The sequence below is a fragment of the Pseudomonas sp. GW460-LB5 genome (genome assembly GCF_059423245.1).
Map to the genome: position 1 here is coordinate 47,935 of NZ_JBWKXT010000028.1, position 21,933 is coordinate 69,867.

Consider the following 21,933-nt stretch of genomic DNA (forward strand, 5'->3'; position numbering starts at 1 on the left):
CCAGGGTTCGATAGAAACGTATCGATACGTTTTTTAAATTTCGCCCCCTGACCGAACCTTTGGGAGTTGATGATTAATGGATATCCGTAAAGTCAAGAAACTGATCGAGCTGCTGGAAGAGTCTGGCATCGACGAACTGGAGATCAAGGAAGGCGAAGAGTCGGTCCGTATCAGCCGTCACAGCAAGACCCCAGCTGCCCAACAGTTCTACGCACCAGCACCGATGGCCGCTGCACCTGCTGCTGCCCCGGTTGCCGCTGCTGCTCCAGTCGCCGAAGCCGCTGCCGCAGCCCCGGCCCTGAAAGGCACCGTGATCCGCTCGCCAATGGTAGGTACCTTCTACCGCAAGCCTTCGCCGACCTCGCCGAACTTTGCTGAAGTTGGCCAGACCGTGAAGAAAGGCGACACCCTGTGCATCGTCGAAGCCATGAAGATGATGAACCACATCGAAGCCGATGTTGGCGGTGTCATCGACGCCATCCTGGTAGAAGACGGCCAGCCGGTTGAGTTCGACCAGCCGCTGTTCACCGTCGTTTGAATCGCGGAGAGCCAACGATGTCTGGGAAGCTCGAAAAAGTCCTGATCGCCAACCGTGGGGAAATTGCCCTGCGGATCCTGCGTGCCTGCAAAGAGCTGGGCATCAAAACCGTCGCTGTGCACTCCACCGCCGACCGTGAACTGATGCACCTGGGCCTGGCAGACGAGTCGGTCTGCATCGGTCCTGCATCGTCCAAGGATTCCTACCTGCATATCCCGGCAATCATCGCTGCCGCCGAAGTCACCGGCGCCACCGCGATTCACCCGGGCTACGGTTTCCTGGCAGAAAACGCCGACTTCGCCGAACAGGTTGAAAAATCCGGTTTCGCCTTCATCGGCCCGAAAGCCGATACCATTCGCCTGATGGGCGACAAGGTTTCGGCCAAGGACGCGATGATCAAGTCGGGCGTGCCGACCGTACCGGGCTCTGATGGCCCGCTGCCAGAAGACGAAGAAGTCGCCCTGGCGATTGCCCGTGACGTCGGCTACCCGGTGATCATCAAGGCCGCCGGTGGCGGTGGTGGTCGCGGCATGCGCGTGGTGCACAAGGAAGAGGACCTGATTTCCTCGGCCAAGCTCACCCGTACCGAAGCCGGTGCTGCCTTCGGCAACCCGATGGTCTACCTGGAGAAGTTCCTGACCAACCCACGCCACGTGGAAGTACAGGTTCTGTCCGACGGCCAAGGCAACGCCATCCACCTGGGCGACCGTGACTGCTCGCTGCAGCGCCGTCACCAGAAGGTTCTGGAAGAAGCACCAGCCCCGGGCATCGACGAGAAAGCCCGTCAGGAAGTGTTCAAACGTTGCGTCGATGCGTGCATCGAGATCGGCTACCGTGGTGCCGGTACTTTCGAGTTCCTGTACGAGAACGGCAGCTTCTACTTCATCGAGATGAACACCCGTGTGCAGGTTGAGCACCCGGTGTCGGAGATGGTTACCGGTATCGACATCGTCAAGGAGATGCTGAGCATCGCCGCTGGCAACAAGCTGTCGTTCCGCCAGGAAGACGTTGTGATCCGTGGCCACTCGCTGGAGTGCCGGATCAACGCCGAAGACCCGAAGAAGTTCATCCCGAGCCCAGGCAAGGTAAAACACTTCCACGCCCCGGGCGGCAATGGCGTACGCGTCGATTCGCACCTGTACAGCGGCTATTCGGTTCCGCCGAACTATGACTCGCTGATCGGCAAGCTGATCACCTACGGCAAGGACCGCGAAGAAGCCATGGCGCGCATGCGCAATGCCCTGGACGAGATCGTCGTCGACGGCATCAAGACCAACATCCCGCTGCACCGTGACCTGGTACGTGATGAAGGTTTCTGCAAAGGCGGCGTGAACATTCACTACCTCGAGCACAAACTGGCTAACCAGGACTGATCGAGCAGTGCGATGTCGCAAAACCCCGGACTGGTTCCGGGGTTTTTTATTGCCTGCCGGGGCCCTACCCCTTCATCCGCGGCATCTCGATGCAGTGCTCATGCACACGCCGATACAAGGTAGCCCGCGATATCCCCAACGCCCGCGCCGCATCGGCCGGTTTCCAGCGATGGCGGATCAGCGCGTCCAGCAGCAACTGCCGGGCCGGGCACGATACACCGCTGTCACTCGAAACGACTGCCTCGCCCCGCACCGCTTGTGGCAAATCCAGCAAGCGAACCTGCCCGACTTCACTCACCGCACAGGCATAGCGCAAGACCTGCCGCAGCTGGCGCAGGTTGCCCGGCCAGCGATAAACCAGCAACGCCTGTAGCGCATCATCGGCCAGCACCACGTCGACCCCACAGGCTTCGGCTTCTTCGGCCAGCAACTGGTGGATCAGCCCCAGGCGGTCCTCGCGCTCACGCAAGGGCGGCAGCTCGAAGCGGGCATTGGCCAGGCGGTAGTACAGGTCTTCACGAAAACGCCCGTCCGCCACCATCGTTGCCAGGTCACGGTGGGTGGCGCAGATCACCTGAATGTCCACGCGTTCGCGCCGTGCAGCACCCAGCGGCGCCACTTCGCCTTCGGCCAGCACGCGCAGCAGGCGGGTTTGCAGGTTCAGCGGCATGTCGCCGATTTCGTCAAGGAACAGGGTGCCGCCATCAGCCTGCTGCAACAGCCCCTGCATGCCTTTGCTGGAAGCCCCGGTGAAGGCCCCGGCCACGTAGCCAAACAGCTCGCTCTCAATCAGGTTTTCCGGGATGGCGGCGCAGTTCAGCGTGACAAACGGGCCGTCGCGGCGCTGGCTCTGCTGGTGCAACTGACGGGCGAAAACTTCTTTGCCGACCCCCGTCTCGCCTTGTACCAGCACCGCCAGGTTGCAGTCCTTGACCCGCGTGGCCAGCCGCAAGTGCTGCTCGATGCGGGGGTCCTGAGCCTGACGCAAGGGCTGCACGCGCGGGCGCTGCTGCGGGGCGCTGACACGGCCATACAGCCCGCCCAGGCCCGGCAGGCGCTGGGCGGACGAGGTGTTGACGCGCCGTAGCTGCCCCATGTCGAACAGTTCGCCAATGTGCTCAGGCAAGCGCCCCAAGTGCTGTACCAGCCGCTTGCGCGCCAGGCTGTTGATGGCTTGCAAGCGGCCGTCGGCATCCCAGGCCAGCAGGTAGTCGGGCTGGCTTTCCACATAACCCGGTGTGCCATGGGCACGCATCACCCAGTGGCCCTGTGCACTGTGCATGAAGAAGGCGTTTTCGATTTCACGGGCAGTCTGCTCGACCAACTGGCGGATCAAGTGTTGGCTGCGGCGATCATCCGGTGACTGCAGGGCCGAAACATCCACCACGCCCAGCAACTCGCCCTGCGGGTCGAACACCGGCGCTGCGGTGCAGGTCAGGCCGATGAAGGCTGCGCGGAAGTGATCGCGCTTGTGCACCGTGACCGGCGCCTTGCTGGTCAGCACCGCCGCCACACCGCAGGTGCCCTCCTCACCTTCCGACCAGCAAGTGCCCAGGTACAGCCCGGCCTTGCGGCAGTCATTGCGGATGGCCGATTCGACCCGGTAATCAATGGTGCGCCCCTGGGCATCGGTCAGCAGCACGCAGTAGTCGGCGCCGCGCACCCGCTCGTGCAGGCGTGCCACGGCATCGCCAGCGATGCGCAGAAACAGTTCGGCGCGTTCGCGGCATTCGTTGAGCAGGCTTTGGGACAGGATGCGCGGCCCCTGTTGGGACCCGGGGTCGAGGCGGTACAGCTCCATGGAACGGCGCCATGAATCGAGGATCAGCGCTGGCACCGGTGCCTGGGGCAGGCGGTCGGCATTCTTCAGCACCCGGCTGACGCAGTCGACATGGGCTCGGGAGTTCGCGGCAAGCATTCAGGCCCTCCGGTTCTCGTTGCTGTTTTTATCGTTGTCCGGCCATTAAGCGCTTCCACGCATGCCCCGACAAGCACTGTGTGATTACCGGCTGGCTTGAGACGCTGCGTCTCAGCGTCTCGTCAACCAACGCCCCCCGTTGGCACCCAGCGTCTCGTGGACGCCACCAGGGGCACGTGCTGCCGTGCAAGCAAACCGCTCTGGCACGGGCGCTTCAGCCAAGCCATGAAAAGCTGGCACCGGGCTTGCTCCTGCCCTTGCAAACAAAAATACGAGGTGCGCCATGCCGCTACCCGCCCCGATCGTCGGGATCATTGCCAACCCTGCCTCTGGCCGCGACCTGCGCCGCCTGACCGCCAATGCCGGGCTCTATTCGAGCACCGACAAGGCCTCGGCGATCCAGCGGCTGCTGGCTGCCTTCGGTGCTACCGGCGTCGGCCAGGTGCTGCTGCCCAGCGACATGACGGGCATCGCCGCCGCCGTGCTCAAGGCCAGCCAGGGTCCGGTCGCCCGTGACCAGCATTGGCCAGCCATCGAAATACTCGACCTGCCGTTGACCCAGACCGTTGCCGACACGCATCTGGCTACCCGCCGCATGGTCGAGCGTGGCGTGGCGATGATCGCCGTGCTCGGCGGCGACGGCACCCACAAGGCGGTCGCTGCCCAGGCGGGTGACGTACCGCTGCTGACCTTGTCCACCGGCACCAACAATGCTTTCCCCGAACTGCGTGAAGCCACCAGCGCCGGTCTGGCCGGCGGCTTGCTCGCCTGCGGGCGGGTACCGACCGATGTCGGCCTGCGCCGCAACAAGCGCCTGCTGGTCAAAGTGCCCGAACAACAGCTTGCCGAGTGGGCACTGGTGGAGGTGGCAGTCTCGCCCCAGCGCTTCATCGGCGCCCGTGCGCTCAGCCGCAGCGAAGACCTGTGCGAGGTTTTTGCCTGCTTCGCCGAGCCCCATGCCATTGGCCTGTCAGCCCTGTGCGGGCTGTGGTGCCCGGTATCGCGCCAGGCCCCCCATGGCGTCTGGGTGCGCTTGAACCCCGGTGCCGAACAGGCGCTGCTCGCGCCCCTGGCGCCCGGCCTGCTGCAAGGTTGCGGCATCACCGCCAGCGGCACGCTTATGCCTGGCGTCGCCCATCGCCTGAGCCTTTCCAGCGGCACCTTGGCCCTGGACGGCGAGCGCGAAATCGAATTCGCCGAACACGATACACCCACCATCACGCTCGACCACCAAGGGCCGCTGAGCGTGGACGTCGAGGCGGTCCTGGCGCATGCCGCCCGCCATCACCTGCTGACCGTGCCACGTGGCCATCGGCTGCACCCTGCAACCCCGCGTTGAGACAACCCTGGAGAACAACAAGATGTCCAATCAACTCAGTACCGAGCAACTGCTGCATGCCTATGAAGTGATGCGCACCATTCGCGCCTTCGAGGAACGCCTGCACGTGGAGTTTGCCACGGGCGAGATCCCCGGCTTCGTCCACCTGTATGCCGGCGAAGAAGCCTCCGCCGCCGGGGTCATGGCCCACCTGCGCGACAGCGACTGCATTGCCTCGACCCACCGCGGCCATGGCCATTGCATCGCCAAGGGCGTGGATGTGTACGGCATGATGGCCGAAATCTATGGCAAGAAAACCGGCGTGTGCGGCGGCAAGGGCGGCTCGATGCACATTGCCGACCTGGAAAAGGGCATGCTCGGTGCCAACGGCATCGTCGGCGCCGGTGCACCGCTGGTGGCCGGGGCGGCATTGGCGGCCAAACTCAAGGGCCGTGATGACGTGTCGGTGGCCTTCTTCGGCGATGGCGCTTCCAACGAGGGTGCTGTGTTCGAAGCCATGAACATGGCGTCGATCATGAACCTGCCGTGCATCTTCGTGGCCGAGAACAACGGCTACGCCGAGGCCACCGCCTCCAATTGGTCCGTCGCCTGCGACCACATTGCCGACCGCGCCGCCGGCTTCGGCATGCCGGGCGTCACCATCGACGGCTTCGACTTCTTTGCCGTGTACGAGGCCGCCGGGGCCGCCATAGAGCGCGCCCGTGCGGGGCAAGGGCCGTCACTGATCGAGGTCAAGCTCAGCCGCTACTACGGCCACTTCGAAGGCGATGCGCAAACCTACCGCGCCCCGGATGAAGTGAAGAACCTGCGCGAATCCCGCGACTGCCTGATGCAGTTCCGTAACAAGACCACCCGCGCTGGCCTGCTCACTGCCGGGCAACTGGACGCCATCGACGGGCGCATCGAGGACCTGATCGAAGACGCCGTGCGCCGCGCCAAGTCCGATCCCAAGCCACAGCCCGCCGACCTGCTCACCGACGTCTACGTCAGCTACCCCTGAGCCGCGGATTACAAGAACAACAGGAGAACCACCATGGCAAGAAAGATCAGCTACCAGCAGGCCATCAACGAAGCCCTGGCCCAGGAAATGCGCCGCGACAACACCGTGTTCATCATTGGCGAAGACGTTGCCGGCGGTGCCGGTGCACCCGGCGAAGATGACGCCTGGGGTGGCGTGCTGGGCGTGACCAAGGGCTTGTACCACCAGTTCCCCGGCCGCGTGCTGGACGCACCGCTGTCGGAAATCGGCTACGTCGGCGCTGCCGTCGGTGCCGCCACCCAAGGCCTGCGCCCGGTGTGCGAACTGATGTTCGTGGACTTTGCCGGCTGCTGCCTGGACCAGATCCTCAACCAGGCCGCCAAATTCCGCTATATGTTCGGCGGCAAGGCGGTCACCCCGCTGGTGATGCGCACCATGTACGGCGCTGGCCTGCGTGCGGCCGCCCAGCACTCGCAGATGCTCACCTCGCTGTGGACGCACATCCCCGGCCTGAAAGTGGTGTGCCCGTCCTCGCCTTACGATGCCAAGGGCCTGTTGATCCAGGCTATCCGCGACAACGACCCGGTGATCTTCTGCGAGCACAAGTTGTTGTACAGCATGCAGGGCGAGGTGCCGGAAGAGGTGTACACCGTGCCGTTCGGCGAGGCCAACTTCCTGCGCGATGGTGACGACGTGACCCTGGTCACCTATGGCCGCATGGTCCACGTGGCACTTGAAGCAGCCAACAACCTGGCCCGCCAGGGCATCGACTGCGAAGTGCTGGACCTGCGCACCACCAGCCCGCTGGACGAGGACAGCATTCTTGAAAGCGTGGAAAAAACCGGCCGCCTGGTGGTGATCGACGAAGCTAACCCGCGCTGCTCGATGGCCACCGACATCAGCGCGCTGGTGGCGCAAAAGGCCTTCGGCGCACTCAAGGGCCCGATCGAAATGGTCACCGCACCGCACACCCCGGTGCCGTTCTCCGATGCCTTGGAAGACCTGTACATCCCTGACGCGGCGAAGATCGAAGCAGCCGTGCGCAAGGTGATAGAAGCCGCAAGGAGTGCCGCATGAGCCAGATCCATACCCTGACCATGCCCAAGTGGGGCCTGTCGATGACCGAAGGCCGGGTGGACACCTGGCTCAAGCAGGAAGGTGACGCAATCAACAAGGGCGACGAGGTGCTGGACGTCGAGACTGACAAAATCAGCAGCAGCGTCGAAGCCCCGTTCAGTGGCGTACTGCGCCGCCAGGTGGCCAGGCCGGATGAAACCCTGCCGGTCGGCGCGCTGCTGGCAGTGGTAGTGGAAGGCGAAGCCGAAGAAGCGGAAATCGATGCGGTGGTGCAGCGCTTTCAGGCCGGGTTCGTCGCCGAAGGGGGGGGCGATCAGGCACAGGGGCCGGCCCCACAAAAGGCTGAAATAGGCGGCCGCCTGGTGCGCTGGTTCGAGCTGGGGGAAGGCGGCACGCCGCTGGTGCTGGTGCACGGTTTTGGTGGCGACCTCAACAACTGGCTGTTCAACCATCCGGCGCTGGCCGCCGAACGCCGCGTGATCGCCCTGGACCTGCCAGGGCACGGCGAGTCCGCCAAAGCACTGCAACGTGGCGACCTGGATGAGCTGAGCGAAACCGTGCTGGCGCTGCTCGACCACCTGGACATCGCCAAGGCCCACCTGGCCGGGCACTCCATGGGCGGCGCGGTAAGCCTCAACGTGGCGCGCCTGGCGCCGCAGCGGGTGGCAAGCCTGAGCCTGGTGGCCAGCGCCGGCCTGGGCGAAGCGATTAACGGGCAGTACCTGCAAGGCTTTGTCGCCGCCGCCAACCGCAACGCCCTTAAACCGCAGATGGTGCAATTGTTTGCCGACCCGGCGCTGGTGACCCGGCAAATGCTGGAGGACATGCTCAAGTTCAAGCGCCTGGAAGGTGTTGATACCGCATTGGCCCAGCTGGCATCGGCCATCGCCGACGGCAACCGGCAGCGCCACGACCTGCGTGGGGTGCTGGGGCAGCATCCGGCGCTGGTGGTGTGGGGCGGGAAGGACGCGATCATCCCGGCCAGCCATGCCGAAGGCCTGGAGGCCGAGGTGCTGGTGCTAGCCGACGCCGGTCACATGGTGCAGATGGAGGCGGCTGAAGAAGTGAACCGCAGGATGGTGGATTTTTTGCGGGGGCATTGAAGGGTATGACTTGAGTTGTTCATCGCCTGTGAGATCGAGCGCCGCCCGCGCGGCGCTTCGCGGGGCGAGCCCGCTCCCACATTTGTTTCGGGCCAGTCACTCCTGCACCCTAGGCGCGCGCCCCCTGGATGTATGACATGAGATTAATGAAGAGCAGCTGCTTACCCTTCGATATCGAATGGAACAAACAAGGGGCCGCGCGGAAAAGGGTCAGGTAGTACTGGCCCGAAACAGATGTGGGAGCGGGCTTGCCCCGCGAAGCGCCGCGCGGGCGGCGCTCGATCTCACAGGCGATGAACAACTCAAGGCATGCACTTGTCTGCCCACCCTCGATCCCCCGACATTCACCCCACAGCCATCTCGCCGCGCCGGTCCGTTGCCTCCTCTACTTGTGCCCTATCTGTCTCGGCCCCTTATTCTGCGTCATACTCGGCAAACCTATTGCCCGGTCCTCACCATGCGTCCACTGCTCCCCATTACCTTGGTCCTGCTGCTCGCCGCCTGTGGCGATGGCGAATCGCTGCTTGCGCCGGACGCACGCCTGCCTGACGGGGGGCGTTACCGGGGGCAAGTGGTCGACGGCCTGTTGCAGGGCGAGGGCCGTATCGACTACCCCAACGGCAGTTGGTACGCCGGCGGCTTCAAGGACGGGCAATGGCATGGCCAGGGCGAGTGGCATGGCCAGAACGGCGAGGTTTACCGTGGCCAGTTTGCCGAGGGGCTGTTCGAGGGGCTGGGCGACCTGACCACCCCGGGCAGCCACTACAGTGGCACCTTCAAGCACGGCCGCCGCGACGGCGAAGGCACGCTCAAGCAAGCCGACCAGACCTACCGCGGCCAGTTCAAGGACGACCTGTACGAAGGCGCGGGCGAGCTGGAGCTGGCCGACGGCAGCCGCTATCAAGGCCTGTTCGCCAAGGGCAAGCCCAACGGCGCCGGCGTACGCAGCGATGCCAGCGGCAACCAGTTCAGCGGGCGCTTCGTCAACGGCCAGCTGCAAGGCAGCGGCACTTACGACAGCGTCGACGGCGAGCAGTACATCGGTGAGTTCAAGGACAACCGTCTGGAAGGCCGTGGCCGCTATGAAAGCGCCGATGGCGATGTGTGGATCGGCGAGTTCAAGGATGGCTCGCTGGTGGGCGAAGGCGAACTGCTGGGCAGCGACGGCAGCCACTACAAGGGCGAGTTCATCGACTGGCGCCTGTCGGGCCAGGGCAGCCTGCAGCTGGCCGACGGCAGCACGTATGTCGGCGGCTTCCTGAACGATGCCTACCATGGCCATGGGCGGCTGACCCTTGCCAGTGGCCAGGTCGAAAGTGGCACCTGGGCCAACGGCGTTCGCGTACGCGACCAGAAAGGCAAGCTGCTGCCCGACCCTCTCGACCTGGCCCTGCTCAACCAGGGCCGGCTGCTGGAAGAGGCGCTTGCGCGCGTACCGCGCTCGGCACCGCCCATTCAGCTTTACAGCCTGGTAGTGGCCGGCGATGGCCAGCAAAGCGTGTTTCTGCGAGAAGCCGACTATGTCAGCAACATGCTCAAAGTGCGCTTTGGCGCCCGTGGCCAAGTGACCTTGGTCAATCACCGCGACCACATGGCCACCCGACCTATGGCCACCCGCGAGACCCTCACCCGTGCCGCCATCACGCTGGCCGAACGCAGCGGCCCCGAAGACCTGGTGTTCATCTACCTCACCAGCCACGGCAGCCAGGACCACCAGTTGGTGCTCGACCAGCCGCGCCTGCAACTGGCCGACCTTACTGCCGACGAGCTGGCCACCGCCCTGGCGCCACTGAAAAACCGCGACAAGGTAATCGTCATCTCGGCGTGCTATTCAGGCGGCTACATTGCCCCGCTCAAGGATGAGCGCACGGTGATAATGACCGCCGCTCGGGCCGACCGCGTGTCCTTCGGGTGCTCGGAAGAAGCCGATTTCACCTACTTTGGTGACGCCCTGTTCGCAGAAGCACTGAACCAGACCGACGACCTGAAACAGGCGTTTGAACTGGCACGCGCCAGCGTTGCCGAAAGAGAACAAAGGGAAGGCTTCGAGGCTTCGGAGCCCCAGCTGTGGGCGCCGCCAGCAGTACTTGAACACTGGCAGCACTTGCGCCGGCAACAGGCCGAAGAAGCATTGCGTAACGCCGCACAGGCCAACGTGGGAGGACAGGCAAAAATGCCTGGCAGCCACTAGACTTGTGTGTAACAAGGGAGAGACATCATGTATTTGACGCCTCAGCATGTCCTGCTTGCCGGTGCCACCGGCCTGACCGGTGAGCACCTGCTTGACCGCCTGCTCAACGAGCCCACCATCACCCGCGTACTGGCGCCTACCCGCCGGCCGCTGGCCGGGCATCCGCACCTGGAAAACCCGGTCGGCGACCCGGCGGTATTTCTTCCACAGCTGGCCGGGCGTGTTGATATCGCCTACTGCTGCCTGGGCACCACGCTGAAACAGGCCGGCTCCGAATCGGCTTTCCGCGCAGTGGACCTGGACATGGTAGTGGCGTTCAGCAAGCGTGCCCGGGAGATGGGCGCACGGCATTTGCTGGTGGTCAGTGCGCTGGGCGCCGACCCAAAATCGTCTATTTTCTACAACCGGGTGAAGGGCGAGATGGAAGAAGCGCTCAAAGCCCAGGACTGGCCGCAGCTGACCATCGTGCGGCCGTCTTTGCTATTGGGCGAGCGGATTGAGCCACGGCTCGCGGAACAACTGGCTTCGCCGTTTTCCCGGTTGATCCCCGGCAAGTACAGAGGGATCGAGGCTTGTACCCTGGCCCGAGCCTTGTGGCGGCTGGCGCTGGAGGAAGAGGACGGGGTGCGGATTGTGGAGTCGGATGAGCTTCGCAAGTTGGGCAAAACCCCCTGAAAGCTGCACTGGACCGTTGCAGGAGCGGCCTTGTGTCGCGATAGGGCCGCAAGGCCGCTCACACAAGGGTGCACGGCGCTGGCTAGAGGCCGCCGGTGGCCTGGAAGCCTACCCCGGCCGCAGTCAGCAATGACAACGGCAACAACAGCGTATCGAGCAGCATGCTGCCGGGCAGGTCCAGGCCTGGATAGGCCGGTGCATCAGCCCCGTAGTGGTCCCGCGGGCAGCACCCGCCATTGATGACGTACAAATCCAGCCGGGTACCGGCATACACCACCGGTGCCCCTGGCTTGGCGGCATCCAGGGTGCGCGCAGTGGCGCAGCCGCCCAGCATCACCAGCGCCGCCACACCTAGCAACGCACGCTTCAATCATCCACCCCGAAATGATGCTCGCCCCAACGCGGCAACATGTCCTGGGGAATGGCCAGCAGGTTGAGGATGCGCGCCACGACAAAGTCGACCAGGTCATCGATGGTTTGCGGCTGGTGATAGAAGCCCGGCGCCGCCGGCAGGATTACCGCCCCCATTTGCGACAGCTTGAGCATGTTTTCCAGGTGGATGGTGGAAAACGGTGCTTCGCGGGGTACCAGAATCAGCTGGCGACGCTCTTTGAGGGTAACGTCTGCCGCACGTTCGATCAGATTGTTGCAGGCACCTGTGGCGATCGAGGACAGGGTACCCGTAGAGCAAGGTACCACCACCATCGCCGCCGGGGCGCCGGAGCCTGAGGCCACCGGCGACATCCAGTCTTCCTTGCCGTACACACGGATCTGGCCGTCGGCGGCGCCGGTATATTCGGTAAGAAATGCCTGCATCGCCTGGGGCTTGGCCGGTAGCACCACGTCGGTCTCGGTGGCCATCACCAGCTGCGCGGCCTTGGAGATCAGAAAGTGCACCTCGCGGTCCTCGCGCACCAGGCAATCGAGCAGCCGCAGGCCATACTGGGCGCCCGAGGCGCCCGTCATGGCCAGGGTGATGCGTTCCGGCCCGCTCACTTCAGGGCCTCGGCCAGCTTGCCGTGCAGGCCACCGAAGCCGCCGTTGCTCATGATCACCACGTGGGTGCCGGGGCGTGCCTGGCCTTTGACCCGCTCGATGATCGCGTCGAGGCTGTCGGCCACCACGCTCGGTACCTTGCACTTCGCAGCGGTGGCCGCCAAGTCCCAGCCGAGGTTGGCCGGGGCGTACCAGATCACCTGGTCGGCATCGTTGACGCTTTCCGGCAATCCGTCACGGTGGGCGCCGAGCTTCATCGAGTTGGAGCGTGGCTCGATCACGGCAATCACAGGCGACTCGCCAACACGCTTGCGCAGGCCGTCGAGGGTGGTGGCGATGGCGGTCGGGTGGTGGGCGAAGTCATCGTAGATGGTCACGCCCTGCACTTCGGCAACCTTTTCCATGCGCCGCTTGACGCTCTTGAAGGCGCTCAGGCCCTCGATGCCCATGGCCGGGACCACGCCGACATGGCGGGCCGCCGCCAAGGTAGCCAGGGCGTTGGCAACGTTGTGCTGGCCAGTCAGCGCCCAATCCACCACGCCCTGCACCTCACCCTCGAACAGTACCTCGAAACGCGAGCCGTCGGCGCTGAGCAGGCGCGCCTGCCACTGGCCGCCTTCGCCCGTAGTCTGCACCGGGGTCCAGCAACCCATGCCGATCACCCGCTCCAGCGCTTGCTCGGTGGTGGGGTGAATGACCAGGCCTTCGCCCGGGATGGTGCGCACCAGGTGGTGGAACTGCCGCTCGATCGAGGCCAGGTCCGGGAAAATGTCCGCATGATCGAACTCAAGGTTGTTGAGGATCGCGGTACGTGGGTGGTAGTGGACAAATTTCGAGCGTTTGTCGAAGAAGGCGCTGTCGTACTCGTCGGCTTCGACCACGAAGAACGGCGTATCGCCCAGGCGCGCCGACACCGAGAAGTTCTGCGGCACACCGCCAATCAGGAAGCCCGGGCTCATGTCGGCATGTTCCAGCACCCAGGCCAGCATGCTGCTGGTGGTGGTCTTGCCGTGGGTGCCGGCAACGGCCAGTACCCAGCGGCCCTGCAGCACGTGGTCTGCCAGCCATTGCGGGCCGGAAACATAGGGCAGGCCTTTGTTCAGCACGTACTCCACCGCCGGGTTGCCACGGGACATGGCATTGCCGATGACCACCAGGTCTGGCGCCGGGTCCAGCTGGGCGGGGTCATAGCCTTGGGTCAACTCGATGCCCTGGGCTTCGAGCTGGGTGCTCATCGGGGGATAGACATTGGCGTCGGAGCCGGTGACGCGATGGCCAAGTTCCTTGGCCAGCACCGCCAGCGAGCCCATGAAAGTGCCGCAAATACCGAGAATGTGAATATGCATGGTTGACCTCGCAAAACATCGAGGCAGGGTAGCCCAGGGCGCGACAATTCGCACTCGCTGTTTCGCTTAGTCAACCCGGGTGATGCCGTGTTTGCGCAGTTTTCGATACAAGGTATTGCGGCTGATGCCCAGGTGCTCGGCGACGCGGGTCAGGTGCCAGTGTTTTGCCTCTAGTACTGACAGGAGAGCTTCGCACTCAGCGGTCTCAAGGCGCACCGGCGTGCTCTTGTGGGAGAGACTGTTTTGCTCATGATCTCCAAGGCTATTGCTGAACCCGTTTGGGAGCGGGCTTGCCCCGCGAACACCGGCAAGGCCGGTGCCATCCACCGCGTTGCCTGCTTCGCGGGGCAAGCCCGCTCCCACAGAGGCCGCATTGCTGCGGAAGGTCGCGGGCAGGTCGCAGAGCTCAATGAAGGTGCTATCGCAAAGCGCTACCAATGTACGCAGTACATTGCGCATTTGCCGCACGTTCCCCGGCCAGGTGAAGTCCAGCAGCGCCTGGCGCGCACTGGGCTCCAGCTCGACCCGATGCCCCTGCGCCTCCTGACGCAGCAGGAAGTCCAGCAACTGCGCCTTGTCACTGCGATCGCGCACCGCCGGCAACGCCACCTCCAGGCCATTCAGGCGGTAATACAGGTCCTCGCGGAAACTGCCCTGTGCCACCCGCTCCAGCAGGTCGCGGTGGGTAGCGCTGACAATGCGCACATCAACCGCCTGCGGTTCACCCCCGATCGGCACCACCTGGCGCTCCTCCAGCACCCGCAGCAGGCGGGTTTGCAGGGCCAGCGGCATGTCGCCGATCTCGTCCAGCAGCAAGGTCCCGCCGTCAGCCTGCAGCAGCTTGCCGCGCATGCCTTCTTTGCGTGCGCCGGTAAAGCTGCCACCTCGGTACCCAAACAGCTCGCTCTCGATCAGGCTCTCCGGGATCGATGCGCAGTTGATGGCGACAAACGGCTTGCCGCGCCGCTCACTGGCCTGGTGCACGGCCTGGGCAAACGCCTCCTTGCCACAACCGGTCTCGCCACGCAGCAACAACGGCACATCACGCTCAAACACCCGTACGCAGCGGCGAAAGTCGTTTTGTAATGCCGGGTCGAGCAGGCAGATGGCCGGCTCCACTTCGCGCACGGGCTGGCGATAAGCGGTGGGCACTGACCATACCGGCGTACGTGCCTGGCCGCGCAGGCTGGCGAACACCTGGCGGCCGTCCCGGGTGTGTAGCGGCCATACCGTACTGCCAGCGGGCATGGCGCGGTTGAACAACTCGTCGTGGCTGCAGGCAAAGAAGCGCTGCATGGGCTTGCCCAGCACGCCACCGCGCACGGTCCCCAAGAGGTTCAGCGCACTCTGGTTGGCCGCACAGATGCGCCCGTCACCGTCGAACGCCAGCAAACCTTCGCTGAACAGGCCAACCGATTCGGCCTGCAGGTGGAAACGCAGCAACCACTGCTGCTCGAAATGGCGTAGGAAATAGCAGCTTTCAATCATCTTCGCCGAGAGGTTGACCAATGCCATGGTGTGAAACTGACTCTGGCGGGAAACATCAGGCCGGGCCGACGACACATCAAGCACCGCCAGCAGTTCGCCATGGGGGTCGAACACCGGGCTGGCCGAGCAGGTCAGCCCGGTATGGCGGCCCCGAAAGTGCTCATTCTGGTGGATGGTCAGGGCCTGGCGCTCGACCAGGCAGGTGCCGATGCCGTTGGTGCCCTCGCGCGCTTCGCTCCAGTCGGCGCCCAGCCACAGCCCGGCACGCTCGAAGCTGCGCCGCTCGGCGGGCGCGCTGACGCAATTGAGGATTACCCCGCGGGCGTCGGTCAGCAATACCGCGTGGCCAGCCCCGGAAAGCTGCTGGTGAAGGCTGTTCATCTCATGGTCGGCAATTTGCAGCACCTGGTGCAGGCGCTCGCGGCTTTCCAGCAGGCGCCCGTGCTCAAGCACCAGCGGGGCCTCGATCACAGCAGGGTCAAGGTGGTAGTCCTCGAGGCAGCGCAGCCATGAGCGGGCGATGGACGGGTCACTGCCCCCCTCCCCGGCCCCACCGTGGGCAACGGTATGGACTTGCTGGGCATGGCGACTGAAAGGATTGCTCTGCATTGTTGTAGTTCTCCGCAGATAGAGAGTCTGATCAGCATCCTCCACCCGGGATGGCTTTGCAATGCACCCTGCGGCAACGTGTCGCAAATGGCACAAAGTGTCACCCCACTGCGTACCGGTGCTGGTACAGCGCCCGTCAACCTGGCCCAGGCAACTGACCCAAGTCATTGATTTGCCTGGCGTGCCAAACGCTGGCCCAACCTTTGCTCTACGCTTCTCAACTCCCCAACAAACATAACAGCCAGGAGACACACCATGCGTTACGCACATCCCGGTACCGACGGCGCGAAGGTTTCCTTCAAGAGCCGCTACGGCAACTACATCGGTGGCGAGTTCGTAGCTCCGGTCAAGGGACAGTATTTCGAGAACACGTCCCCGGTGAATGGCAAACTGATCGCCGAATTCCCCCGCTCCACTGCCGAAGACATCGACAAGGCGCTCGACGCCGCCCACGCCGCTGCCGATGCCTGGGGTCGCACGTCGGTGCAGGACCGTTCCAACGTGCTGCTGAAGATTGCCGACCGCATCGAGCAGAACCTTGAGCTGCTGGCCATTACCGAAACCTGGGACAACGGCAAGCCCATCCGCGAAACCCTCAACGCCGACATTCCGCTGGCCGTCGACCACTTCCGCTACTTCGCAGGCTGCATCCGCGCCCAGGAAGGCGGCGCCGCCGAGATCAACGAAGGCACCGTGGCCTATCACATCCACGAGCCGCTGGGCGTCGTCGGGCAGATCATTCCGTGGAACTTCCCGATCCTGATGGCGGCCTGGAAGCTGGCGCCTGCGCTGGCCGCCGGTAACTGCGTGGTGCTCAAGCCTGCCGAGCAGACCCCACTGGGCATCACCGTGCTGCTGGAAGTGATCGGCGACCTGTTGCCACCTGGCGTGCTCAACGTGGTGCAAGGCTATGGCCGCGAAGCGGGTGAAGCGCTGGCGACCAGCAAGCGCATCGCCAAGATCGCCTTCACCGGTTCTACCCCGGTTGGCTCGCACATCATGAAATGCGCGGCCGAAAACATCATTCCGTCCACCGTCGAGCTGGGCGGCAAGTCGCCGAACGTGTACTTCGAAGACATCATGCAGGCGGAGCCGAGCTTCATCGAAAAGGCTGCCGAAGGCATGGTGCTGGCATTCTTCAACCAGGGCGAGGTCTGCACCTGCCCGTCGCGTGCCCTGGTGCAAGAATCGATCTACCCGCAGTTCATGGAAGTGGTGATGAAAAAGGTGCTGCAGATCAAGCGCGGCGACCCGCTGGACACCGACACCATGGTCGGCGCCCAGGCCTCGCAGCAGCAGTTCGAGAAGATCCTTTCGTATCTGCAGATCGCCCAGGACGAAGGCGCCGAGCTGCTGACCGGTGGCAAGGTCGAGAAGCTGGAAGGCTCGCTGGCCACCGGTTATTACATCCAGCCGACCCTGCTCAAGGGCAACAACAAGATGCGCGTGTTCCAGGAAGAAATCTTCGGACCGGTGGTCAGCGTCACCACCTTCAAGGACGAAGCCGAAGCACTGGCGATTGCCAACGACACGGAGTTCGGCCTGGGTGCCGGCGTGTGGACCCGCGACATCAACCGTGCCTACCGCATGGGCCGCGGAATCAAGGCCGGCCGCGTGTGGACCAACTGCTACCACCTGTACCCGGCGCATGCGGCGTTTGGCGGGTACAAGAAGTCCGGCGTTGGCCGTGAGACCCACAAGATGATGCTCGACCACTATCAGCAGACCAAGAACCTGCTGGTGAGCTACGACATCAACCCGCTGGGCTTCTTCTAAACCGCGTCGCGGCCTTCGCAGGCTCGCCCGCTCCCACAGGTTCACCGTTGCTTCCAGAACCGATGCAATACCTGTGGGAGCGGGCAAGCCCGCGAAGAGGCCGGGCCAGATCTACACAAAACCCAGAGCGGCAACCGTGCACCAACCGCTCTGGCTCGCTTCCTGCAGTACACATCACCATCGGCCCGAACCCTTCCGGCCACCAAGAAAAAGAACAGGTGAATCTATGCCAAGCGATCATTCCGCCGGCTCGCCGGCAGGCTCTTCCGTCGACTTCGAAAAAGTTGGGTCGGACTATTTCCAGCAACGTGAACTGAAAAAAGGCGCCGCCGGCTGGGTACTGCTGGTCGGCCTGGGCGTGGCCTATGTCATCTCCGGCGACTATGCCGGCTGGAACTTCGGCCTGGCCCAGGGTGGCTGGGGCGGCATGTTCCTCGCCACCTTGCTGATGGCCACCATGTACCTGTGCATGTGCTTTTCGCTGGCCGAACTGTCGTCGATGATCCCCACCGCAGGCGGCGGCTACGGCTTTGCCCGCAGCGCCTTCGGCCCGTGGGGCGGCTTCCTGACCGGCACGGCAATCCTCATCGAATACGCCATTGCGCCCGCAGCCATCGCCGTGTTCATCGGCGCCTATTGCCAGTCACTGTTCGGCATCGGCGGGTGGATGATCTACCTGGCGTTCTACATCGTGTTCATCGGCATCCACATCTTTGGTGTGGGTGAGGCGTTGAAGCTGATGTTCATCATCACCGCCATCGCCGCTATCGCCCTGGCGGTGTTCCTGGTGAGCATGGTGCCCCATTTTGATGCAGCCAACCTGTTCGACATCGCCAAAACGGACGCAGTAGGCGCCAGCAGCTTCCTGCCGTTCGGCTATGTCGGCGTGTGGGCGGCCATCCCTTACGCCATCTGGTTCTTCCTTGCCGTCGAAGGCGTGCCGCTGGCCGCCGAAGAAACCAAGAACCCCAAGCGTGACCTGCCGCGCGGCCTGATCGGCGCCATGCTGGTACTGCTGGCCTTCGCCCTGCTGATCCTGGTGGTCGGCCCTGGCGGTGCAGGCTCCGAAGCGCTGAAAGCATCGGGCAACCCGCTGGTCGAAGCGCTGTCCAAGGCTTACGGCGGCAGCACCTGGATGGGTGGCTTCGTCAACCTGGTGGGCCTGGCCGGGCTGATCGCCAGCTTCTTCTCGATCATCTACGCCTATTCCCGGCAGATCTTCGCCCTGTCCCGCGCAGGCTACCTGCCGCGCAAACTGTCGGAAACCAACAAAAGCAAGGCCCCGGTACTGGCCCTGATCATCCCCGGCATCATCGGCTTTGCCCTGTCGCTGACCGGCCAGGGCGACTTGCTGATCCTGGTGGCGGTATTCGGCGCTACGCTGTCCTATGTGCTGATGATGGCCGCGCACATCACCCTGCGCATCCGCCGGCCGAAGATGGAGCGCCCGTACCGCACCCCAGGTGGCATCTTCACGTCAGGCGTGGCACTGGTGCTGGCCTGCCTCGCCGTGGTTGCCGGTTTCCTGGTTGACCCGCGTGTGGTGATTGGCGCCGCAGTGATCTATGCGGTATTGATTGCCTACTTTGCTTTCTACAGCCGCCACCATCTGGTCGCTGGCACGCCGGAAGAGGAATTCGCCGCCATCCAGCAGGCCGAAGAGGCCTTGCACTGATTGCTGCCACCCGCCGCGGGGCAGCCCGCGGCTCTGGAGATTTGTATGGCAAGTTTCGTACACACGGTAGGCCACCTGGTCTACCGCTTCGACAGCCTCAAGGACGTGATGGCCAAGGCCAGCCCGGCACGCTCGGGGGACTACCTGGCAGGCGTGGCGGCCAGCAACGACGGCGAGCGTGTTGCTGCGCAGATGGCGCTGGCCAATATCCCGCTGACCCACTTTCTCAATGAAGCCCTGATTCCTTACGAAGCGGATGAAGTCACCCGCCTGATCATCGACACCCACGATGCCCAGGCCTTTGCCCCGGTCAGCCACCTGACCGTGGGCGGCCTGCGCGACTGGCTGCTGAGCGAAGAGGCCGATGAAGACAGCCTGCGCGCACTGGCGCCAGGGCTGACGCCGGAAATGGCGGCGGCGGTGTCGAAGATCATGCGCGTGCAGGACTTGGTGCTGGTGGCGCAGAAGATCCGCGTAGTCACCCGGTTCCGCGGCACCATGGGCTTGCGCGGGCGCTTGTCTACCCGGCTGCAGCCCAACCACCCGACCGACGAGCCGGCCGGTATCGCCGCCAGCATTCTCGACGGGCTGCTGTACGGTAACGGCGACGCGATGATCGGCATCAACCCGGCCACCGACAGCATTGCCTCGATCTGTGCCCTGCTGGAAATGCTCGACGCCATCATCCAGCGCTACGACATCCCCACCCAGGCCTGCGTGCTCACCCATGTCACCACCTCGATCGAGGCGATCAACCGCGGCGTGCCGCTGGACCTGGTGTTCCAGTCCATTGCCGGCACCGAGGCGGCCAACGCCGGGTTTGGCATCAACCTGAACGTGTTGCAGGAGGGGTTCGAAGCGGGCCTGTCGCTGAAACGCGGCACCCTTGGGCAAAACCTGATGTATTTCGAAACCGGCCAGGGCAGCGCACTGTCGGCCAACGCCCACCATGGCGTCGACCAGCAAACCTGCGAGACCCGTGCCTATGCCGTGGCCCGCCACTTCAAGCCGTTTCTGGTCAACACCGTGGTCGGTTTCATCGGCCCGGAGTACCTGTACAACGGCAAGCAGATCATCCGCGCCGGCCTTGAAGACCACTTCTGCGGCAAGCTGCTGGGTGTGCCGATGGGCTGCGACATCTGCTACACCAACCACGCCGAAGCCGACCAGGACGACATGGACACCCTGCTGACCCTGCTGGGGGTGGCCGGGATCAACTTCATCATGGGCATCCCTGGCTCCGACGACATCATGCTCAACTACCAGACCACCTCGTTCCACGACGCGCTGTACGCACGCCAGACCTTGGGCCTGAAGCCCGGGCCGGAGTTCGAGGCATGGCTGGCCCGCACCGGCATCTTCACCCAGGCCGATGGCCGGGTGCGTTTCGGTGACAACCTGCCCCTGGCTTTCCGCCAGGCCTTGGCACAGCTTGCATAGGGATGACCATGGACCATCGCACGCCTACCCCCGACAACCCTTGGCTGGCCCTGCGCAACCTGACCCCGGCGCGCATCGCCCTGGGCCGCGCCGGCACCAGCCTGCCGACCGGGGCGCAGCTGGACTTCCAGTTCGCCCATGCCCAAGCCCGCGATGCCGTGCACCTGGCGTTCGATCATGCCGGCCTGGCTACCCAGCTGAGTGAGCGCGGACGCGAAAGCCTGGTGCTGCACAGCGCCGCCAGTGACCGCCATCAGTACCTGCAACGCCCGGACCTGGGCCGGCGACTGAACGATGCGTCGATTGCCACCCTGCGCCAGCACACCCAGGCCAACCCCGGCGGTGTCGATCTGGCCATTGTGGTCGCCGATGGCCTGTCAGCGCTGGCCGTGCACCGTCACACCCTGCCGTTTCTGAACCGTTTCGAGGAACAGGCCGCCGCCGACGGCTGGACCAGCGCCCCGGTTGTGCTGGTCCAGCAGGGGCGCGTGGCAGTGGCCGACGAGGTCGGTGAACTGCTGGGCGCACGGATGACGGTGATGCTGATCGGCGAGCGCCCGGGGCTGAGCTCACCCGACAGCCTTGGCCTGTATTTCACCTACGCGCCGAAGGTGGGCCTGACCGATGCCTACCGCAACTGCATTTCCAACATCCGCCTGGAGGGGTTGAGCTATGGCATGGCGGCGCACCGCCTGCTGTACTTGATGCGTGAAGCCTGCCGGCGGCAGCTTTCAGGAGTGAATCTGAAGGACGAAGCCGAGGTCCATAGCCTGGAGAGTGAAGGCAGCGCCAGCCAGAAAGGCAACTTCCTGCTGGGTAAAGGGTAAAAAACCTGTCACGAAAGGCGGATTGCACTTGTGACATGCATTGGGCAGGATGCCCTTGAAAGCTGCTGGCATTCCGCTGTTTCCCCAAATGGACTCTGAGGGCCGCACATGCGCATCATCAAGGCAACCCTGGAACACCTCGACCTGCTCACCCCATTGTTCGTCAAATACCGGGAGTTCTATGGGCAGTTGCCCTACCCCGACAGCTCGCGCAGCTTTTTGGAAAAGCGCCTGAAGCGGGATGAATCGGTGATCTACCTGGCACTTCCCGATGATGACGACAGCAAGCTGATGGGTTTTTGCCAGCTCTACCCCAGCTACTCGTCGCTGTCGTTGAAACGGGTATGGATTCTGAACGACATCTACGTGGCCGAAGACTCGCGGCGCATGCTGGTGGCCGACCACCTGATGCGTGAAGCGAAGAAAATGGCCAAGGAAACCAACGCCGTGCGCATGCGGGTGTCGACCAGTGCGGACAATGAGGTAGCGCACAAGACCTACGAATCCATCGGGTTTCGTGAAGATACCGAGTTCAAAAGCTACATCCTGCCAATCAGCCAGGATTGACCCGCATGCCGGTACA

18 protein-coding genes are annotated in these 21,933 nt (G+C 63.9%); 13 read left to right on the forward strand and 5 right to left on the reverse strand.

Annotated elements, in window-relative coordinates; translation table 11 throughout:
• Positions 1–76: 76 nt before the first annotated feature.
• Both accB and accC read left to right on the forward strand, forming a co-directional pair.
• Complete coding sequence (accB, locus tag AC07XM_RS17665) at positions 77–538, forward strand: acetyl-CoA carboxylase biotin carboxyl carrier protein (RefSeq protein ID WP_016484735.1); 462 nt, start codon at positions 77–79, stop codon at positions 536–538.
• Positions 539–555: 17 nt separating this feature from the next.
• Positions 556–1,911 carry an acetyl-CoA carboxylase biotin carboxylase subunit gene (accC, locus tag AC07XM_RS17670; RefSeq protein ID WP_016484734.1) on the forward strand — a complete coding sequence of 452 codons (1,356 nt, stop codon included), beginning with the start codon at positions 556–558 and terminating at the stop codon, positions 1,909–1,911.
• A gap of 64 nt (positions 1,912–1,975) precedes the next feature.
• On the opposite strand, the gene AC07XM_RS17675 is transcribed toward accC, so the two are convergent.
• On the reverse strand, positions 1,976–3,829 hold the full coding sequence (locus AC07XM_RS17675) for a sigma-54-dependent Fis family transcriptional regulator (RefSeq protein ID WP_016484733.1): 1,854 nt from the start codon (positions 3,827–3,829) through the stop codon (positions 1,976–1,978).
• Between the two features lie 283 nt (positions 3,830–4,112).
• On the opposite strand from AC07XM_RS17675, the gene AC07XM_RS17680 reads away from it, so the two are divergent.
• The 6 genes from AC07XM_RS17680 to AC07XM_RS17705 all read left to right on the forward strand — a co-directional run bounded on the left by AC07XM_RS17680 (position 4,113) and on the right by AC07XM_RS17705 (position 11,193).
• The gene (locus tag AC07XM_RS17680; RefSeq protein ID WP_016484732.1) at positions 4,113–5,168 is read left to right on the forward strand and encodes an ATP-NAD kinase family protein; all 1,056 of its coding nucleotides are present in this window, start codon (positions 4,113–4,115) and stop codon (positions 5,166–5,168) included.
• 22 nt (positions 5,169–5,190) lie between these two features.
• Positions 5,191–6,168 carry a thiamine pyrophosphate-dependent dehydrogenase E1 component subunit alpha gene (locus AC07XM_RS17685; protein WP_060519248.1) on the forward strand — a complete coding sequence of 326 codons (978 nt, stop codon included), beginning with the start codon at positions 5,191–5,193 and terminating at the stop codon, positions 6,166–6,168.
• Positions 6,169–6,201: 33 nt separating this feature from the next.
• A complete protein-coding gene (locus AC07XM_RS17690; protein ID WP_013970705.1) occupies positions 6,202–7,224 on the forward strand; it encodes an alpha-ketoacid dehydrogenase subunit beta in 1,023 nt (340 codons plus the stop codon).
• Positions 7,221–8,327, forward strand: coding sequence for an acetoin dehydrogenase dihydrolipoyllysine-residue acetyltransferase subunit (locus AC07XM_RS17695; protein WP_102689889.1), 1,107 nt, complete (start codon positions 7,221–7,223; stop codon positions 8,325–8,327). Before AC07XM_RS17690 ends, AC07XM_RS17695 begins: the two co-directional genes overlap by 4 nt.
• A 457-nt stretch (positions 8,328–8,784) precedes the next feature.
• Positions 8,785–10,518 (forward strand): C13 family peptidase, encoded by a 1,734-nt coding sequence (locus AC07XM_RS17700; RefSeq protein ID WP_016484728.1) that lies wholly within the window; start codon positions 8,785–8,787, stop codon positions 10,516–10,518.
• 27 nt (positions 10,519–10,545) lie between these two features.
• On the forward strand, positions 10,546–11,193 hold the full coding sequence (locus AC07XM_RS17705; protein ID WP_016484727.1) for an oxidoreductase: 648 nt from the start codon (positions 10,546–10,548) through the stop codon (positions 11,191–11,193).
• 82 nt (positions 11,194–11,275) lie between these two features.
• On the opposite strand, the gene AC07XM_RS17710 is transcribed toward AC07XM_RS17705, so the two are convergent.
• From AC07XM_RS17710 to AC07XM_RS17725, 4 genes are all read right to left on the reverse strand, one after another.
• Positions 11,276–11,563 (reverse strand): YceK/YidQ family lipoprotein, encoded by a 288-nt coding sequence (locus tag AC07XM_RS17710; protein WP_016484726.1) that lies wholly within the window; start codon positions 11,561–11,563, stop codon positions 11,276–11,278.
• On the reverse strand, positions 11,560–12,189 hold the full coding sequence (gene ubiX / locus AC07XM_RS17715) for a flavin prenyltransferase UbiX (protein ID WP_016484725.1): 630 nt from the start codon (positions 12,187–12,189) through the stop codon (positions 11,560–11,562). The genes AC07XM_RS17710 and ubiX overlap by 4 nt, the downstream gene beginning before the upstream one ends.
• Entirely contained in the window at positions 12,186–13,535 is a 1,350-nt protein-coding gene (gene mpl, locus AC07XM_RS17720) for a UDP-N-acetylmuramate:L-alanyl-gamma-D-glutamyl-meso-diaminopimelate ligase (RefSeq protein WP_102689888.1), read from the reverse strand. The genes ubiX and mpl overlap by 4 nt, the downstream gene beginning before the upstream one ends.
• Positions 13,536–13,601: 66 nt before the next feature.
• Positions 13,602–15,632: a sigma-54-dependent Fis family transcriptional regulator gene (locus AC07XM_RS17725; RefSeq protein ID WP_016484723.1), complete on the reverse strand. Its 2,031-nt coding sequence runs from the start codon at positions 15,630–15,632 to the stop codon at positions 13,602–13,604.
• Positions 15,633–15,887: 255 nt separating this feature from the next.
• Here AC07XM_RS17725 and exaC point away from each other — a divergent pair, with 255 nt between their 5' ends.
• The 5 genes from exaC to AC07XM_RS17750 all read left to right on the forward strand — a co-directional run bounded on the left by exaC (position 15,888) and on the right by AC07XM_RS17750 (position 21,917).
• Complete coding sequence (exaC, locus tag AC07XM_RS17730) at positions 15,888–17,408, forward strand: acetaldehyde dehydrogenase ExaC (RefSeq protein WP_016484722.1); 1,521 nt, start codon at positions 15,888–15,890, stop codon at positions 17,406–17,408.
• A 226-nt stretch (positions 17,409–17,634) separates the two neighbouring features.
• Positions 17,635–19,083: an ethanolamine permease gene (eat, locus tag AC07XM_RS17735; RefSeq protein WP_023047371.1), complete on the forward strand. Its 1,449-nt coding sequence runs from the start codon at positions 17,635–17,637 to the stop codon at positions 19,081–19,083.
• 45 nt (positions 19,084–19,128) lie between these two features.
• Positions 19,129–20,523, forward strand: coding sequence for an ethanolamine ammonia-lyase subunit EutB (locus AC07XM_RS17740; protein WP_102689887.1), 1,395 nt, complete (start codon positions 19,129–19,131; stop codon positions 20,521–20,523).
• Between the two features lie 8 nt (positions 20,524–20,531).
• Positions 20,532–21,350, forward strand: coding sequence for an ethanolamine ammonia-lyase subunit EutC (eutC, locus tag AC07XM_RS17745; protein WP_095117023.1), 819 nt, complete (start codon positions 20,532–20,534; stop codon positions 21,348–21,350).
• Between the two features lie 108 nt (positions 21,351–21,458).
• Positions 21,459–21,917, forward strand: coding sequence for a GNAT family N-acetyltransferase (locus AC07XM_RS17750; RefSeq protein ID WP_016484718.1), 459 nt, complete (start codon positions 21,459–21,461; stop codon positions 21,915–21,917).
• The last annotated feature ends 16 nt before the right edge of the window (positions 21,918–21,933 follow it).

Bases quoted from the DNA above. Each gene is read 5' to 3' on its own strand.
- accB (WP_016484735.1), top strand. From the start codon at position 77: ATGGATATCCGTAAAGTCAAGAAACTGATCGAGCTGCTGGAAGAGTCT.
- accC (WP_016484734.1), top strand. From the start codon at position 556: ATGTCTGGGAAGCTCGAAAAAGTCCTGATCGCCAACCGTGGGGAAATT.
- AC07XM_RS17675 (WP_016484733.1), bottom strand. From the start codon at position 3,829: ATGCTTGCCGCGAACTCCCGAGCCCATGTCGACTGCGTCAGCCGGGTG.
- AC07XM_RS17680 (WP_016484732.1), top strand. From the start codon at position 4,113: ATGCCGCTACCCGCCCCGATCGTCGGGATCATTGCCAACCCTGCCTCT.
- AC07XM_RS17685 (WP_060519248.1), top strand. From the start codon at position 5,191: ATGTCCAATCAACTCAGTACCGAGCAACTGCTGCATGCCTATGAAGTG.
- AC07XM_RS17690 (WP_013970705.1), top strand. From the start codon at position 6,202: ATGGCAAGAAAGATCAGCTACCAGCAGGCCATCAACGAAGCCCTGGCC.
- AC07XM_RS17695 (WP_102689889.1), top strand. From the start codon at position 7,221: ATGAGCCAGATCCATACCCTGACCATGCCCAAGTGGGGCCTGTCGATG.
- AC07XM_RS17700 (WP_016484728.1), top strand. From the start codon at position 8,785: ATGCGTCCACTGCTCCCCATTACCTTGGTCCTGCTGCTCGCCGCCTGT.
- AC07XM_RS17705 (WP_016484727.1), top strand. From the start codon at position 10,546: ATGTATTTGACGCCTCAGCATGTCCTGCTTGCCGGTGCCACCGGCCTG.
- mpl (WP_102689888.1), bottom strand. From the start codon at position 13,535: ATGCATATTCACATTCTCGGTATTTGCGGCACTTTCATGGGCTCGCTG.
- AC07XM_RS17725 (WP_016484723.1), bottom strand. From the start codon at position 15,632: ATGCAGAGCAATCCTTTCAGTCGCCATGCCCAGCAAGTCCATACCGTT.
- exaC (WP_016484722.1), top strand. From the start codon at position 15,888: ATGCGTTACGCACATCCCGGTACCGACGGCGCGAAGGTTTCCTTCAAG.
- eat (WP_023047371.1), top strand. From the start codon at position 17,635: ATGCCAAGCGATCATTCCGCCGGCTCGCCGGCAGGCTCTTCCGTCGAC.
- AC07XM_RS17740 (WP_102689887.1), top strand. From the start codon at position 19,129: ATGGCAAGTTTCGTACACACGGTAGGCCACCTGGTCTACCGCTTCGAC.
- eutC (WP_095117023.1), top strand. From the start codon at position 20,532: ATGGACCATCGCACGCCTACCCCCGACAACCCTTGGCTGGCCCTGCGC.
- AC07XM_RS17750 (WP_016484718.1), top strand. From the start codon at position 21,459: ATGCGCATCATCAAGGCAACCCTGGAACACCTCGACCTGCTCACCCCA.